This is a genomic window from Bdellovibrio sp. SBM16 (assembly GCF_056175625.1).
On sequence record NZ_JBJKJG010000001.1, the window covers coordinates 245017 to 259165 of the forward strand.

Consider the following 14149-nt stretch of genomic DNA (forward strand, 5'->3'; position numbering starts at 1 on the left):
ATCGATTTTTTAGCGTCGTTCTCATTCGTAAAAAGGTCAAAAATTTACATCTTTTTTGTTGTCTCTGACGCGCGGCTAGGGCTATATTCTCCCTTCGTGTAAAAATACACAGAATAACAATTAACCCTTTGCAAGGTGGGAATCTATGGCAAAAAAAGTTACAGGTATGATCAAATTGCAAATACCGGCAGGGAAAGCGAATCCAGCTCCTCCCGTTGGACCGGCACTTGGACAGCATGGGGTAAACATTATGGAATTCTGTAAGCAGTTCAACGCTCGTACGCAAGCGTTAGGTGATAGCATTATCCCTATCATCATCACTGTTTACCAAGACCGTTCGTTTACTTTCATCACTAAGACGCCTCCGGTATCTTCATTGATCAAAAAGGCATTAAAATTAGAATCAGGTTCTAAAATGCCACAAAAAGATAAAGTTGGTAAAATCAAAGCCGACCAAATCAAAACAATCGCAACAACTAAGTTGCCTGATCTTAACTGTGTAAAAGTTGAATCAGCTATGTCTCAAGTAGCAGGTACTGCGAAGAGCATGGGTATCGATGTAGAGGGCGTGTAAGATGGGTAAAAAATTTGAAGCAGCAGCAAAAAAAGTTGATGCAAATAAAAAATATTCTTTCGCAGAAGGTATCAAATTAGCTGTTGAAACAGCGCCTGCAAAATTCGATGAATCAATCGACGTAGCAGTAAAATTAGGTATCGACCCTAAACAATCTGATCAACAAGTTCGTGGTGCTATTGCCTTACCTCACGGTTTAGGTAAATCAGTACGCGTAGTTGTTTTCGCTAAAGGTCCTAAAGAGAACGAAGCGAAAGCTGCTGGCGCAGACTACGTAGGTGCAGATGACCTAGTAGAAAAAATCAATGGTGGTTGGTTAGATTTTGATAAATGTATCGCGACTCCGGACATGATGGCGACAGTTTCAAAAGTTGCTAAGGTTCTTGGACCTCGTGGTTTAATGCCAAATCCTAAAGTTGGTACAGTAACTATGAACGTTACTGAAGCCGTTACTGCAGAGAAAAAAGGTAAACTTGATTTCCGCGTTGATAAAGCTGGTATCATCCACGCTTCTATCGGTCGTAAATCTATGGGTGCAGCTAAGCTTAAAGAAAACTTTGATGCTTTCATCAATACAGTTGTTAAAGCTAAGCCAGCTACATCTAAAGGTATCTACCTTCGCTCAATGTACGCAGCTTCTACAATGGGTCCATCGATCCGTTTAGATGCTAACGAAGCAATGGCAGGATCTGATTCAGAGTAATCTGAGTCGGTTATTATTAATAAAATTATAGCGTCAGAGACAGTTGGTTTTCGTAGGAATTTAATAGCGACTTGAATAGTTCGAGTCGCTGCCAACCGAGACGGATATCTTCAGGAAAAAGGTTCGCCGAAGGCGAACCAACCAAAGCTGTCCTTTCTACTGATGCCTTAAAATCAAAACGAAAGGAAAACCTAATGCTAAGATCAGAAAAAGATGCAGACATCAAATTGATCTCTGAGAAAATCGCTCAGGCTAAAGGCGCTTTCGTCGTAGACTTTAAAGGCATGAAAGTGGAGCAAGTTACGAATTTACGTAAAAAGCTTCACGCTGCTGAGTCTGAGATGAAAGTTGTTCGTAATACTTTAGCTAAACGCGCTTTCGCAGGAAACGATGTTCAAACTAAAGCTTTAGCAGAACACTTAACTGGTACAAATGCGATCGTTTTCGCATTTAACGAAGTTGTAGGCGTAGCTAAAACTCTAGCTGAATTCGGTAAAGATGTAGAAGCTCTTAAGATCAAATCTGGTATGATGGAAGGCGAAGCTCTTGATCAAAACAAAATCAAGTTCCTTGCTACATTACCTGGTAAAGATCAATTACGTGCTCAATTATTAATGTTAATGAAAGAGCCAAGTGCAAGACTTGCACGTGTTCTTAACGAATACGCTACTAAAAACGGAGCTCCAGCTGCAGCACCTGCAGATGCGGCACCTCAAGCTTAATAAAATTATAGAATTAAATTTTTAAGGAGATTTAAAATGGCAATGACAAATGAACAATTAGTTACAGAATTATCAGCAAAATCAGTATTAGAAATCGCTGAATTAGTAAAAGCTTTAGAAGAGAAGTGGGGCGTTTCTGCTGCTGCTCCAGTAATGGTTGCTGGCGCTGCTGCAGGTGGTGCACCAGCTGAAGAAAAAACTGCTTTCGACGTTATCTTAGTTGAAGGTGGCGCTAACAAAATCAACGTGATCAAAGAAGTTCGTGCGATCACTGGTTTAGGTTTAGCTGAAGCTAAAGGTTTAGTTGAAGCTGGTAACAAAGCTGTTAAAGAAGGCGCAACTAAAGAAGACGCTGAAAAAATCAAAAAAGCTCTTGAAGCTGCCGGCGCGAAAGTTACTATCAAGTAATTTCTCGTACGCATCTTAAAGCGTAATTTGAAAGGGAAGACCAATAGTCTTCCCTTTTTTTTGCCTAAATTCTTTAAACAATAATTATTGCGGGTTCAGAATATGAACCGAAGAAATGCGATCCAGACGGATCAGAGTCTGATTCGACATCTTAATGTACTCGGCCTTATCACGGGCGAAAATATCGATAATCTTGCCGCGAATAGAGTGAACCTCGTCTTTTGAGTTCCAGTATTTAACTTCGACGGGAATCTGTCTAATGACTGCAAACTCTAACTCATCCGTAAAATCACAGTCTACCGGTTCATATTCTTTAGGAATATCTCCTGGATTTTGAAACACGCCCTTTAAATATTCATTTTTAGTTGAAGAAAAAACGATTCGATCCATTTTTGAGGCTCCGTCATGATTTCGTGGGGCTTTTAGCCACAAGATCTAAATTTCATCATGTGTGTTCAGGTACAGTTCAACATCATGCAATTGCTACGCCGACTTTACTGAATGACTCAAAAGTAGTTTAGTTGACGTTAAACTACTTTTGAGGTAGCTGTAGGGAAATGGAGGTTTTTATGAAAACATTTTGTCTTATAATGTTAACTTCTTTAGTTTCAGTCGCAGCTCGTTCAGAGATACCAACAGCTCATTACGTTGATCTTAATAGGTACATCGGCAAATGGTACGAAGTGGCCAGCATTCCTCAATCATTCCAAAAACAATGCGTGAGAAACACAACGGCTGAATATTCATTTGCAGAAAAAGGGCTGATTAAGGTTTTAAATTCGTGTGAAACTGATACAGGAAAACGTGACTCAGCCGAAGGACGGGCAAAGGTAGTTGATACCGCTTCAAATTCAAAACTAAAAGTTACTTTCGTTAAAATTATTACTTGGGTTTTTGCATTCGGAGGCGATTATTGGATTTTAGATGTGTCTCCAGATTACAGTGTTGCGCTAATCGGAGCTCCTAACCTTGATTACGCATGGATTCTTGCAAGAACCCCAACCTTAGAAATGGCGAAATTTATTGAAATTGAATCAAAGTACAAAGCTTTAGGATACGATACCTGTCAAATTTTAACGTCGGTTCAGTCTGATGGTCTGGGTAAGCGCATACCGCTTTGTGAATTTGTAAGATAAGTTAATGAAAAATTAATCTTTCGTTCATAGTAAAGTAATTTTTTATTCAAGATTTTTAAACCTCTCGGATGATACCTTGATTTTAAGAAGATAGAAATTCGGGAGGATAAATGAAAAATGCAATAACTTCGTTAATGGTTACGTTATCGGCCGGAACTTTAGCTCAGGCGGGCACACAACAAGCGACGTACGGTCAGGTTGTGAATAATTCGATCAGCTTGCAAGAAGTTCAGCAAGCGCAGGAAAATTGGGGAAAAGGGCTTATTCAGATAGCCACTGACTATGAAAAAAACGGTTTCAGAAAAGCAAAACAAACTGCAGAGGCCATTCTCGACAGCGCCTATGGATATAACCTGGGGGCTGTGCTTTTTAAGCCTACTTTAGCTTCGGGAGAGCAGACGTTTCGCACCACTCGTGACGGGGCATTAGCTTATTTTGTCGGCGGAAATAAAGCCTTTCCTCAGGATTCGGGCTTTGCGCTTAAAAGCTGGAAGACTTTTGATTACCGCAATGCCGGGGTCTACCTGAATGGCGACATGGCTATTACCATGGGGCACGTGATTTTGACCGACAAAACTGGCAAGGTCACTAAAGTTGACAAGACCTGGGGCTTTAAAAAAGACACAAATGGCAAACTTCGAATAGTTCTGCATCATTCGTCGCTTCCATATCAGCCCGACAATATTGCTAAGGCTGACTAGAACAAAGTCCTAGCCCCGCTTAGTCGGGGCTTTTTTGTTTTTAACGGCCCAATTTTCTGTAGACTATATTTGAAGCTGTTAGAGGTGATATATGAGAATTTTTCATAAATTTACAAATCAGATTAAGTTTTCATTTATCCTTCTGTCGGCATTTGCGCTTATTCAAGCGGCGCTGACTCTCTGGGTAGCCAGACAGTCCGATTACCATATCGAAAAAGGGCGTATATCGAATAAAATCCTGACTGAATTAATAGATTTAGGTGGAAACAAGCAGCGCTTAAAAGTGTGGTTTGCTCAGTATCTTTTGACCAATGATTCTTCGACCGAAGTTCGTAATACCCTGCTTTTCAAAATGAATTCCAGCTTAAACAATTTAAGTCAACTTTTGCAGCGAGATCTTGAGTTAAATCGAGGAAATTCAGCTGAGGTAATAATCATTAACGAGCAGATGCAGCGCTATGCCACTTTGAAAGAAAATATTAAGGCCTTAGAAGATGAGGTGATGAAGATTTCAAAAGGTATTTATAGAAATCCGGGCGATGCTTGGATTTTTATGATCAAAATCTTTGATAACCTAGATGGTAATGATCTGCGAAAATTAATTAACAATGCCATTGAAATACAGAAACTGCGGGCCACGGAGGCTGAAACAACGGCCAAGAACTACATCGACTATTTCAACAATTCTGTTTATGCTCTGACCGTGATCATACTCACTTTAACAATAATTCTGTTAAGTATGATTCAAAAGTCAGTGAGACAGCCCATCGTAGAGCTAGTTCAGGCCGCACAAGAGTTTTCTAAAGGTAATATGGCCTACCGGATTCCTGAAACGTTTAACAATGAATTTGGCCTGGTTGCGACTAAAATAAACGAAATGGCGACGGAACTGCAAAAATCACGTAATGATGAAATCAAAAAAAGAATAGAAATCGAAAAAGAAATTCAAGATCGAACCTCAGAGCTTAAAGCCGCCGTCGATAAGCTTCAGCGATCTGAATTTGAAAGAAAAATATTCTTATCAAATATCTCTCACGAGTTAAAAACGCCGGCTACGGCGATTTTAGGAGAATCTTCTGTAACTCTCAGGGGCGCCGACAAAGATATCGAAACTTACAAAGAGACACTAAAGAATATTCAGATTATTGGCCGTCAGCTTTCCAATAGAATCGAAGACTTACTTTTATTGGCGCGTACAGACAGTGATATTTTCAGGGTCAATCTTAAAAATGAAGGGACTGACATTTTAAGCAGTGCTGTGAAAGAAGCATTAAAGATTTCAGACCCAAATTCTGAAGCTAATTTTGAAATAAATAATGGCCTTGATAATAATAAAAAAGTTTTGGTTGATTACGACCGAGTCACTCAACTTCTGCTGATTTTGTTCGACAATGCAATTAGATACAGTACTGCTGGTTCACGCATTGAGGTCATGTGCCGAACTACTGACAATGCCGTCGAATTAGTTGTAAAAAACAAATGTTTAAGTTTAGAGGATATAGACTATCAGAAAATTTTTGACCGCTACTATCGAAGCCATAAAGCCAGAGTTTTAAAGCCAGACGGTTTAGGGATAGGACTGTTTTTAGCTGAGAAGATTGTAAGCTCTCACTATGGTTCAATTGTAGCGCAGCCGCAAGAGCCAGATTATTTTAACATTATAGTTTCATTGCCCTTAGAAGGAGTACATCAATGAAAATTTTAGTAGTCGAAGACGACTCAAGAGTTGCAAATTTTCTGGTTCGTGGACTGAAGGGTGAAGGATATACGACAATACACGCGGACAAGGGCGATTTGGGGTTGCGCCTGGCTCTTTCGGAAAAGCCCGATATTATTATCTTGGACAGAATGCTGCCGGTGCTTGATGGCATGGAAGTTTTGCAGCAAATCAGAGCTAACAAAAGTAAGTCACGCGTGATTATTCTTTCGGCCCTATCGCAGGTCAGCGAACGCATTGAAGGTCTTAAAATGGGAGCTGATGATTATATTCCTAAACCGTTCGAATTCGAAGAGCTCATTGCCCGCATAGAGGCGGTCATCAGAAGACCCGGAAACGAACCGACAACCAGAAAGTATCAGGTTCTTGATTTGACTCTGGACATGGAAACTTTGGAAGTTACCAGGGGCAGACGTATAATTTCACTAACACCAAAAGAGCTTGCGATTCTAGAGCTGTTGATTTCTAATCCACAAAAAGTTTTTAGCAGAGAGCGAATACTGGCTAATGTCTGGGATATTAATGAAGACCCACTTACAAACATCGTCGACGTTTACATTAAAAAGCTACGTGAAAAAATCGACACCAAAGATGAGCAGCCGCTGATCAAGACAGTAAGAGGTTTTGGCTATTGCATCAGTGAAGAAACAAAGTAAAAGCCAGCAGTATCAAAATAATACAACAGTACTTCGTAGATTAAAATTGCATTAATTTCCCTAAAAATCTTCCAGATTTTTTCTGTTCACACCGAACTATTTGACGAATAGAGAGGTAGAACATGGGAGCATTATCATTTTTTAATTTTAATAAAACATTAAATCCATCTGGGCTGAATTACACCCTTAAAGGCCCTGACGTCAGCGGAGCCTGGATGGCCATCAATAAATCTTTTGCGGTCATCGAGTTTGATCTTGAAGGAAGGATTTTAAGCGCAAATGAAAATTTTTTGAAGCTGATGGGTTACAGCTTTAGCGAAGTGGTCGGCAGCCATCACAAGATTTTCTGTGACGAAAAATTTGCTGCAAGCGAAGAGTATCGAAATTTTTGGACTAAGCTGAAGTTAGGCGAGTTTGAGTCAAGAACGTATAAACGTATCACAAAAGACAAAAAAGTGGTTTGGATTCAGGCCACTTACAATCCGGTTTTCGGATCAGATGGTCGCCCTTACAAAGTTATTAAATTTGCGACAGATATCACTCAGCAGAAAATGCAGGATAATGACTATGAAAGCCGAGTTACAGCCATAGATAAATCTCAGGCTGTTATTGAGTTTACCATGGATGGCCATATCTTGAATGCCAACTCGAATTTTCTAAAAGTGTTAGAATATTCAAAAGAAGAGATCATAGGTCGACACCACAGAATGTTTTGTGCTCCTGATTACGCAAATTCAAATGAATATAAAGAATTTTGGGAAAAACTTAATCGCGGCGAGTTTGAATCCAAAGAATATAAAAGACTGACAAAAACCGGAAAAGAAATCTGGATACAGGCATCATATAATCCGATTTTAGATACGAATGGGCGCCCGTTGAAAGTTGTCAAGTATGCCACAGATATTACTCAGCTGGTTCAACTCAAGCATTTGACTATCTCAACCGGTGAAACATCTAAAGATTTAGAAAACCACGCGATTAAACTTGATGCCGCTTCTCAGCGTATGTATGAAAATGTAAGCACGACTACTCTTAAGGCCAAAGAAGCCTCAGAGATGGCAGGTGAAGTTCTGGGTGGTGTTCGTATGGTTGCGTCCAACACCGAGGAAATGGTTGCATCTATCCGTGAAATTTCAAGATCAACAAATGAGTCTTCTCAAATGTCTCGCCAAACGCTTGAAATCGCACAAAAAGCCAATGCAGACATAGCACGCTTGGGCCGAAGCAGTCTTGAAATCGGCGAGGTGTTAAAAGTTATTAGTACGATTGCCCAACAAACAAATTTACTGGCTCTGAACGCTACAATCGAAGCAGCACGGGCCGGTGAGGCCGGTAAAGGGTTTGCGGTGGTTGCCAATGAAGTCAAAGAGCTAGCCCGTCAGACCAGCAAGGCTACGGCCGATATCTCATCCAAAATTTCGGCGATTCAGAGTGACTCACAAACGGCTATCGAAGCAATTTCAGAAATCTCTGAAGCCGTTGCCAGCTTTAACGGTATCGCCGGCACAATTGCGGCAGCTGTCGAGGAACAAACTGCCACGACAAATGAACTATCAAGGGTTACTTTAACTGTAAGCGAAAAAATGGGTGGCATTAACCAAAAGATCAACAGCCTTAGCGATATTGCAGTTCAGGGCAGTGCTTTGGCAGAGCAAACACTTAAATCAGGTAATGTCATTCAGTCGATTGCTACCGATCTTAAAGTACTTGTCAGTAAGGCCAAGTTTTAGACCTTAGTAGCCGTTACGAGTTTTGTTAGAAAGCCAATCTCAGTGTTTACTTGTTGAACCTGAAGGTTGGCTAATTCATCTTCAATTTTATTTTCGACGTAGTTCTTATAAAACGGTTCGTGGAACTGCGTCGGAAACTGTTGAAGAGCCCAGTTAAGCGATGGATCATCGTCTTTTTGAATTGAATCAGTAATGCCCAGCAGCCCTGAGGGCTTAAGAACTCGCAGTTTTTCAGCCAGTGCCTGACGTCGTACCTCCTGAGGAAGCTCGTGAAATAAATAACAAGAGAAGACGGCATCAAAAGAGTTATTTTTAAAATTAAGATCTTCAGCTTTTCCCGCCAGAAAACCGATTCTTTTAAAATTCTTGAGTTTAGCTTTTGCGCGTGCCAGGTAATGCGGGCTGAGATCTACACATGTAATTTGAGCCTTTGGTAAAGCCATGGCAATAAATCTAGTGAGGGAGCCTGTGCCAGAGCCCACCTCAAGAAAATGCAGACCTTCGCCGGTGGTCGTTTGAAAGTGTCTCTTAAGTGCCGGAATAAGCATTCTTCTCATGGCATTTGCCGTACCAGCAAAAAGAACCTCAACCTGATGATCGTAAAGAGCTGCCGACTCATCACTGAGGTAGCCATCTTTTTGAAAGTGAAAATTTCGCAAGAAATATTCAGGCATTGTGTCGAGATAGTCTTTTTCGGTTTCTTTAAACACGTGAGCTTTTTTTTGATTGCGCTGTTTGGCTGCACGAAACGCATCTTTCAATAAAAGCGGGATGCGCGCGTAATGCGACACGGGTGACTCTTCAAACAGAACCTTCGCAGGATAAACACCACTGGCAATGTTTTGCGCATCCCTTTTAAACAATTGATCGAGCTTCGGAAGACTGGCCGTTAACTGATCTTTTAGCTGTGCAGGATCACGCGAAGTTTTTTTGGTTGCGGCGTATTCAACAAGAGGGAGGAGCGAGCTTTGCGTAAAATAGTTAACACTGCGTAAAACAGAATAGGCATAGGCGAAGTTCTTCAGCATTATTTCCATCCTTTTGTAAGACCGTCTACAGACTGTCTCGAACATTTAAAACGAGTTGTTTTAAAGCCCCGTTTGATTTCGTTTTTCAGGCGACCTTGTGTAAAAACTCGTCTGCGCCACCGTTTAAAGGCCAGCGGCTCTAAGTGACGGCGCATAACTTTAACAAACTCGTTCGGGGATAGATCAAACTGTTGCTTTATAGCTTCAAAGGTCGTTCGATCTTCCCATCCCATCCGAAGGAGTCTATCAATATCGGCTTGAGACAGGAGATCGAACTTATTTTTAGTAGACTTTGATAATCCCAAAAACACCTCTACAAAAGTAGTTTAATTCATGTTAAACTACTTTTCAAGGCAGAACTTGGGGTGACTGTGTTTGATCAAACAAAAAATTCATTATTCAGAAAACTGGCCGCTTCATTATGGCATAACCAGGGGGATCCCTCGGTTTACGGTTTTGTTGAATTAGACGTTACTGAATTAAAGCCAGGGCCTTCGCAGCTTTTATCTTTCGTGGTTAAAGCATTAGGTGAAACGATGCAGGCTAACGCTGAGCTGAGATCAATCATAAAATGGGGAAGAGTCAGTTTGCGGCAAGATCATTGCATTTCGGTTATGGTCAATATTCCGGATGTAAAGAAAGACCTATCCGTTCTAAATATAAATAACTCGGATCAGTTAAGCGTGAATGAAATTACGGAGCAAATAGAAGTAAAAGCAGGTCTGGTAAGAAAAAGACAGGATCCCCATCTAGGGCCTATTTTAAGCCTAATTGCAGTTTTGCCCAAGTTCTTACTTAAATTTTTTCTTAAGCTTTATGCTCTTCTAATTTATGAAGCTAAAGTACCTGTAAAAAGTCGGTATATTCCGCTAAGGCCTTTTGGTTCTGTTATTGTTTCTAATGTGGGCTCTCTCGGCATCAAAAAAGCTCTTTTACCTCTGGTTCCTTTGGCGCGCCCGGCTTTGATGGTCTCGTTAGGAAAAGTAGGTGAAGAAGTCAAAGTGCACCAAGGGCAAATGGCTATTCGGAAAATAGCTCACTTGGGTATAACCTTCGATCATCGCCTGTTTGATGGATCACACGCGGCAAAAATGCTCAACGATTTTGAAAAATCATTTTACTCTTTAATGGCCACCTGATCTATGCGGCGCCAAAATTGATTAACATCAATTTTTACCTGCATTTTCCGAAGAATGGCGTAAATTCCACCCAACTTTCTGTGCAAAAAAATCAATTGGTGGGGTGGTGGTGAGTATTTAAGCTGGCTCAACAGTAGTTTTGACAATCTAGAGTTTTCTTTAAGGAATTGGTCATCACTGAAATTAAAAACAGCTTCGTTTAAAAACGGTTGCACGCCCAGCTTTAATAACTCGGTAAACGTCGCAAAAGCTTCTTTAGACTCTTTGGCGCTTATAAGGCCAAAGGCGATAGCCTCATCGATAATCGCTTTTTCATCTAAAGATTTAATGGTTCTTAAAAGATCGACGTAGCGTTTTCTAAATGAAGATTCATAAAACTTGGCAGCTCCAAAATCGAGGGCAACCAAAGTTTGATCTTGGATGATAAAGTTTGCCGGATTAGGATCTGTTTGTACGAAGCCCCAATCAAAGAACTCTGTGAGATATAAATCCAGCAGAGTCAGAGCAAGCTGTTCTCTGGCCTGCTGCGGCGGTTGGGTATCTAGCCAGGTTTTTAATGGCAAACCGGATTCGTAACTCAGGCACAAAAAACTATCTGTGCAAAAATCATTGATAACAACAGGAGTTTTCACTTTTAAGTACGGCCAGGCCTTTTCTTCAGTGAGCGCGTGAAACTTTTGGTAAGCCTGTTTTTCGTGAACGTAATCCATTTCTGCTTTTAACACAGTTTCGATCTCACTGAACAAGGGATCTAAATTCATGTCTCGGCCGGTCATTTTACAAAAGGCCCACATGGCTCGCTTGAGCAGGGCGATGTCGCTTGCCACCGAATCTTTAAGACCAGGGTATAAAACTTTAAACACGACCGAAATGGGCTTTTCGTCAGAAGATAATTTAAGCTGCGCTCTGTACACTTGCCCCATTGAAGCGGCAGCAAACGGAGTAACCGTCAGTTGAGTAATTTGTTGGTACTGCAAAGGCATCAAATTCTGAATTAGAATTTTTCGAATATCAATATCTGGCATCTCCGTGACGCTGTTTTGGAGTTGTGATAGTATTTTAATAGCCTCAGGTGGAAAATAATCTTCAAGGTCGAGGCTCAATAGCTGTCCGGCTTTCATGGCGGCCCCGCGAAGTTGACTCAAGCTCTCCGTGATGATTTTGGCCTGTTCAACTCGAGACTGCAGATCTCCTGAAGTCAATTCTTTCATGCCGACCCGGGTGGCCATCTTAGTGATTTCAAAAGCGCGTTTAAATTTGTTACTTAAAGACTGGCTCATTGTATTTAACCTATTGTGATATGTTTTTTTAGTTTATCGGCGGCGGCAAAGATTTTTTTCTTACGGGCAGGATCCATTTTTTCAACAGTTTTAACCATCATTGACAGGCGGGGATTCTTCAAAAAATTATTTTTGTGTTTTTCAATAAAACCCCAGTAAAGTCCATCGACCGCATCTTGCCATTCACCACTTTTGTAGCCACCCATTTTGCGATAGTAATTCGAACCACAAAAATAAGGCTTAGTTGCAAATATTCCCCCATCGCTGAAGATAGCCATGCCATACACATTCGGTCCCATGACCCAGTCTGAAGAGTCGATGAACATTTCCATAAACCATCGGTGAGCTTCTGCAGGCTTTATTTCTAATAGCAGCATTAATGATCCAACAATCATAAGACGTTCAATATGGTGAGCATAACCGAGACGATTAACTTTTTTAATGACGTGATCTAAAGGCGGAATTCCTGTTGTGCCGGTATACCAGTGTTTATTTAACCTTTTTTGGTGGTTCCAGTGATTCGTGGAATCCTGAACTTCACTGTAGTTTTGATAGATCCCGCGAATGAACTCTCTCCATCCCACGACTTGTCGAATAAATCCTTCTAATGAATTTATCGGAATATTCTTACTTTTTCCGGCTCTAAGTGCTGAGCGAACGATCTCTTCAGGCGTTAACAGTCCTGTATTTAAAAACGGAGTTAAAACCGAATGGTTTATGAAATCGAAATCTTCAGATATGGCATCTTCGTATGGGCCGAAATCTTTAAATCTTTCGTTGAGAAACTGTTCTAACCAAGCTACGGCTTGAGCACGAGCTGTTGGCAGCCAATAGTCTTCGCCTCGACCGGGGTGATCAGCAAATAGTTCTTCGACAAGATTTATAATCTCGATATCTATTTTGTCATGCTTATACAAAGCAATTTTATGTTCGCTGTAACTTTTAGGTAGAGGCTTGCGATTTTCTTCGTCAAAACTCCACTGGCCCCCTATAGGTGAGCCATCCTTATTTACCATCAGTTGCATCCTTTTACGTTGTGACTCGTAAAATGTTTTCATAAATGGTTTTTTTGTACCTTCTAAGTAGACCGCAAATTGTCGACGAGTTGTCAAAAACATGGGGGATGGCAGAACTTCGGGTTGAATGTTCATTTCTTTGCAAAGTGTAAAGATTCTTTTTTCGAAAAATTTATCTTCGATTTCAAAGAATGTTAGTTGTGTCGATTTATTTTTTTTAAGAAAAGCAGCCAAAGACTCATCAAAAGATAGTTTTGTCTTTTTTTCTAATTTTTCGTAGTGAACTGAAAAACCATGGTCTTTAATTTCTTTGGCATATTTTCTCATGGCCGAAAGAAAAAAAATGATTTTGTGCTTGTGATACTTGAAGTGAGTACACAATTCAAGGTCTTCTCTTATAAAGACAGGCGTGTTTGCTGGTATATCTTTTAAATATTTTGCGGGATCAAAAAGTTGGTTTCCCAAAATTAGAAGTGTTTTCATATTTTTAAGCTTGTAAGAGTTAAATAGCTCGACAAACCGGCTCGCACAGTCCAAAGGATGGTGCGAGGCCAATTCGTTCGAACCAGGCTCTGAATAATGACCAAATCTTGTCCGTGAGTGAGTTTGTTATGAAGAGGTACGCTGACCAGGAAGGTAAGTAACCACAACGCCACGACCAGAGCAAGGTTGATTAGATTCAGGATGGTGGTTTCGTAATTTAGCAGCCAAAGAGACGCCAAGAGTTCAATAGCCATGATCGGCCCCACAATGAAACCCATTACTGCTGTATGCTGCGAGTGAAACTGCTGGAATAATCTCGAATTAATGTTTGAAAAGCTGGGATAGTGAATCAGCTGTATCAACCAAATCACTCCACACATATAGATTGCACTCATTTGGTTAAGGCTAAGCGCTAAAGTTTTCATTTAACAGCTCTTGTTTCGCAGTAGGGGCTTTCTGCGCAGGCTTTGCGTGGAAGGTAAGGTCTGATTTTCACAAAAAATTTGTAATTTACTTCAAGTGTTTTTTTTACGAAGGATTTTTGCGCGAAGCGCGATAGCCATTTGAGCTTATCTAATTTTGACCAAATTAAAATAAAAGTTTCGACGCCGACAAAAACGCGTCCGTTTTCGTCTTTGGCGTGAAGTTCTTTATGTACAAGAAAAGGGTCAAGACCTTCTTTTTTGGCGTCAAAGTCAAAGCCTGTAATATCAACAAACCTAATGTTTTCAGCGCCTTTCATTTTTTTATAGTGATTTATTTCGCTAGAGCATAGGACGCATAAGCCATCATAAAACACTTGAACACTGTGATCTTGCATATTGACCTCACATATAGTTCATAGTAGTATGAACTA

At 40.6% G+C, this 14149-nt stretch carries 17 protein-coding genes; 10 read left to right on the plus strand and 7 right to left on the minus strand.

Annotated elements, in window-relative coordinates; translation table 11 throughout:
* Positions 1–145: 145 nt before the first annotated feature.
* The 4 genes from rplK (at position 146) to rplL (ending at position 2407) form a co-directional block, all read left to right on the plus strand.
* Positions 146–574 carry a 50S ribosomal protein L11 gene (gene rplK / locus AC04MM_RS01085; protein WP_475378463.1) on the plus strand — a complete coding sequence of 143 codons (429 nt, stop codon included), beginning with the start codon at positions 146–148 and terminating at the stop codon, positions 572–574.
* 1 nt (position 575) lies between these two features.
* The gene (rplA, locus tag AC04MM_RS01090; protein WP_475378464.1) at positions 576–1277 is read left to right on the plus strand and encodes a 50S ribosomal protein L1; all 702 of its coding nucleotides are present in this window, start codon (positions 576–578) and stop codon (positions 1275–1277) included.
* Positions 1278–1471: 194 nt separating this feature from the next.
* On the plus strand, positions 1472–1999 hold the full coding sequence (rplJ, locus tag AC04MM_RS01095; protein WP_475378465.1) for a 50S ribosomal protein L10: 528 nt from the start codon (positions 1472–1474) through the stop codon (positions 1997–1999).
* Positions 2000–2035: 36 nt separating this feature from the next.
* Positions 2036–2407: a 50S ribosomal protein L7/L12 gene (rplL, locus tag AC04MM_RS01100; RefSeq protein WP_475378466.1), complete on the plus strand. Its 372-nt coding sequence runs from the start codon at positions 2036–2038 to the stop codon at positions 2405–2407.
* An 84-nt stretch (positions 2408–2491) separates the two neighbouring features.
* Here rplL and AC04MM_RS01105 read toward each other — a convergent pair whose 3' ends face one another.
* Positions 2492–2797 carry a hypothetical protein gene (locus tag AC04MM_RS01105; RefSeq protein WP_475378467.1) on the minus strand — a complete coding sequence of 102 codons (306 nt, stop codon included), beginning with the start codon at positions 2795–2797 and terminating at the stop codon, positions 2492–2494.
* A gap of 179 nt (positions 2798–2976) precedes the next feature.
* Here AC04MM_RS01105 and AC04MM_RS01110 point away from each other — a divergent pair, with 179 nt between their 5' ends.
* From AC04MM_RS01110 to AC04MM_RS01130, 5 genes are all read left to right on the plus strand, one after another.
* The gene (locus AC04MM_RS01110; RefSeq protein WP_475378468.1) at positions 2977–3543 is read left to right on the plus strand and encodes a lipocalin family protein; all 567 of its coding nucleotides are present in this window, start codon (positions 2977–2979) and stop codon (positions 3541–3543) included.
* A 110-nt stretch (positions 3544–3653) separates the two neighbouring features.
* The gene (locus AC04MM_RS01115) at positions 3654–4244 is read left to right on the plus strand and encodes a phosphoribosyl-AMP cyclohydrolase (protein ID WP_475378469.1); all 591 of its coding nucleotides are present in this window, start codon (positions 3654–3656) and stop codon (positions 4242–4244) included.
* A 91-nt stretch (positions 4245–4335) separates the two neighbouring features.
* On the plus strand, positions 4336–5940 hold the full coding sequence (locus tag AC04MM_RS01120; RefSeq protein WP_475378470.1) for a HAMP domain-containing sensor histidine kinase: 1605 nt from the start codon (positions 4336–4338) through the stop codon (positions 5938–5940).
* Positions 5937–6617 (plus strand): response regulator transcription factor, encoded by a 681-nt coding sequence (locus tag AC04MM_RS01125; RefSeq protein WP_475378471.1) that lies wholly within the window; start codon positions 5937–5939, stop codon positions 6615–6617. The genes AC04MM_RS01120 and AC04MM_RS01125 overlap by 4 nt, the downstream gene beginning before the upstream one ends.
* 122 nt (positions 6618–6739) lie before the next feature.
* A complete protein-coding gene (locus AC04MM_RS01130) occupies positions 6740–8347 on the plus strand; it encodes a methyl-accepting chemotaxis protein (protein ID WP_475378472.1) in 1608 nt (535 codons plus the stop codon).
* Here AC04MM_RS01130 and AC04MM_RS01135 read toward each other — a convergent pair.
* Together AC04MM_RS01135 and AC04MM_RS01140 are read right to left on the minus strand one after the other, a co-directional pair.
* Positions 8344–9375, minus strand: coding sequence for a class I SAM-dependent methyltransferase (locus AC04MM_RS01135; protein ID WP_475378473.1), 1032 nt, complete (start codon positions 9373–9375; stop codon positions 8344–8346). The genes AC04MM_RS01130 and AC04MM_RS01135 overlap by 4 nt on opposite strands.
* A complete protein-coding gene (locus AC04MM_RS01140) occupies positions 9375–9680 on the minus strand; it encodes a TIGR03643 family protein (protein ID WP_475378474.1) in 306 nt (101 codons plus the stop codon). Before AC04MM_RS01140 ends, AC04MM_RS01135 begins: the two co-directional genes overlap by 1 nt.
* Before the next feature lie 66 nt (positions 9681–9746).
* On the opposite strand from AC04MM_RS01140, the gene AC04MM_RS01145 reads away from it, so the two are divergent.
* Positions 9747–10514: a 2-oxo acid dehydrogenase subunit E2 gene (locus AC04MM_RS01145; RefSeq protein WP_475378475.1), complete on the plus strand. Its 768-nt coding sequence runs from the start codon at positions 9747–9749 to the stop codon at positions 10512–10514.
* On the opposite strand, the gene AC04MM_RS01150 is transcribed toward AC04MM_RS01145, so the two are convergent.
* From AC04MM_RS01150 to AC04MM_RS01165, 4 genes are read right to left on the minus strand one after another with little or no spacing between them, the layout of a single operon-like run.
* On the minus strand, positions 10493–11794 hold the full coding sequence (locus AC04MM_RS01150) for an ABC1 kinase family protein (RefSeq protein WP_475378476.1): 1302 nt from the start codon (positions 11792–11794) through the stop codon (positions 10493–10495). The two genes, AC04MM_RS01145 and AC04MM_RS01150, sit on opposite strands and share 22 nt — an antisense overlap.
* Positions 11795–11799: 5 nt before the next feature.
* Positions 11800–13293: a cryptochrome/photolyase family protein gene (locus AC04MM_RS01155; protein WP_475378477.1), complete on the minus strand. Its 1494-nt coding sequence runs from the start codon at positions 13291–13293 to the stop codon at positions 11800–11802.
* Positions 13290–13718 (minus strand): hypothetical protein, encoded by a 429-nt coding sequence (locus AC04MM_RS01160; protein WP_475378478.1) that lies wholly within the window; start codon positions 13716–13718, stop codon positions 13290–13292. The genes AC04MM_RS01155 and AC04MM_RS01160 overlap by 4 nt, the downstream gene beginning before the upstream one ends.
* Positions 13715–14113 carry a thiol-disulfide oxidoreductase DCC family protein gene (locus tag AC04MM_RS01165; protein WP_475378479.1) on the minus strand — a complete coding sequence of 133 codons (399 nt, stop codon included), beginning with the start codon at positions 14111–14113 and terminating at the stop codon, positions 13715–13717. Before AC04MM_RS01165 ends, AC04MM_RS01160 begins: the two co-directional genes overlap by 4 nt.
* Positions 14114–14149 lie beyond the last annotated feature (36 nt).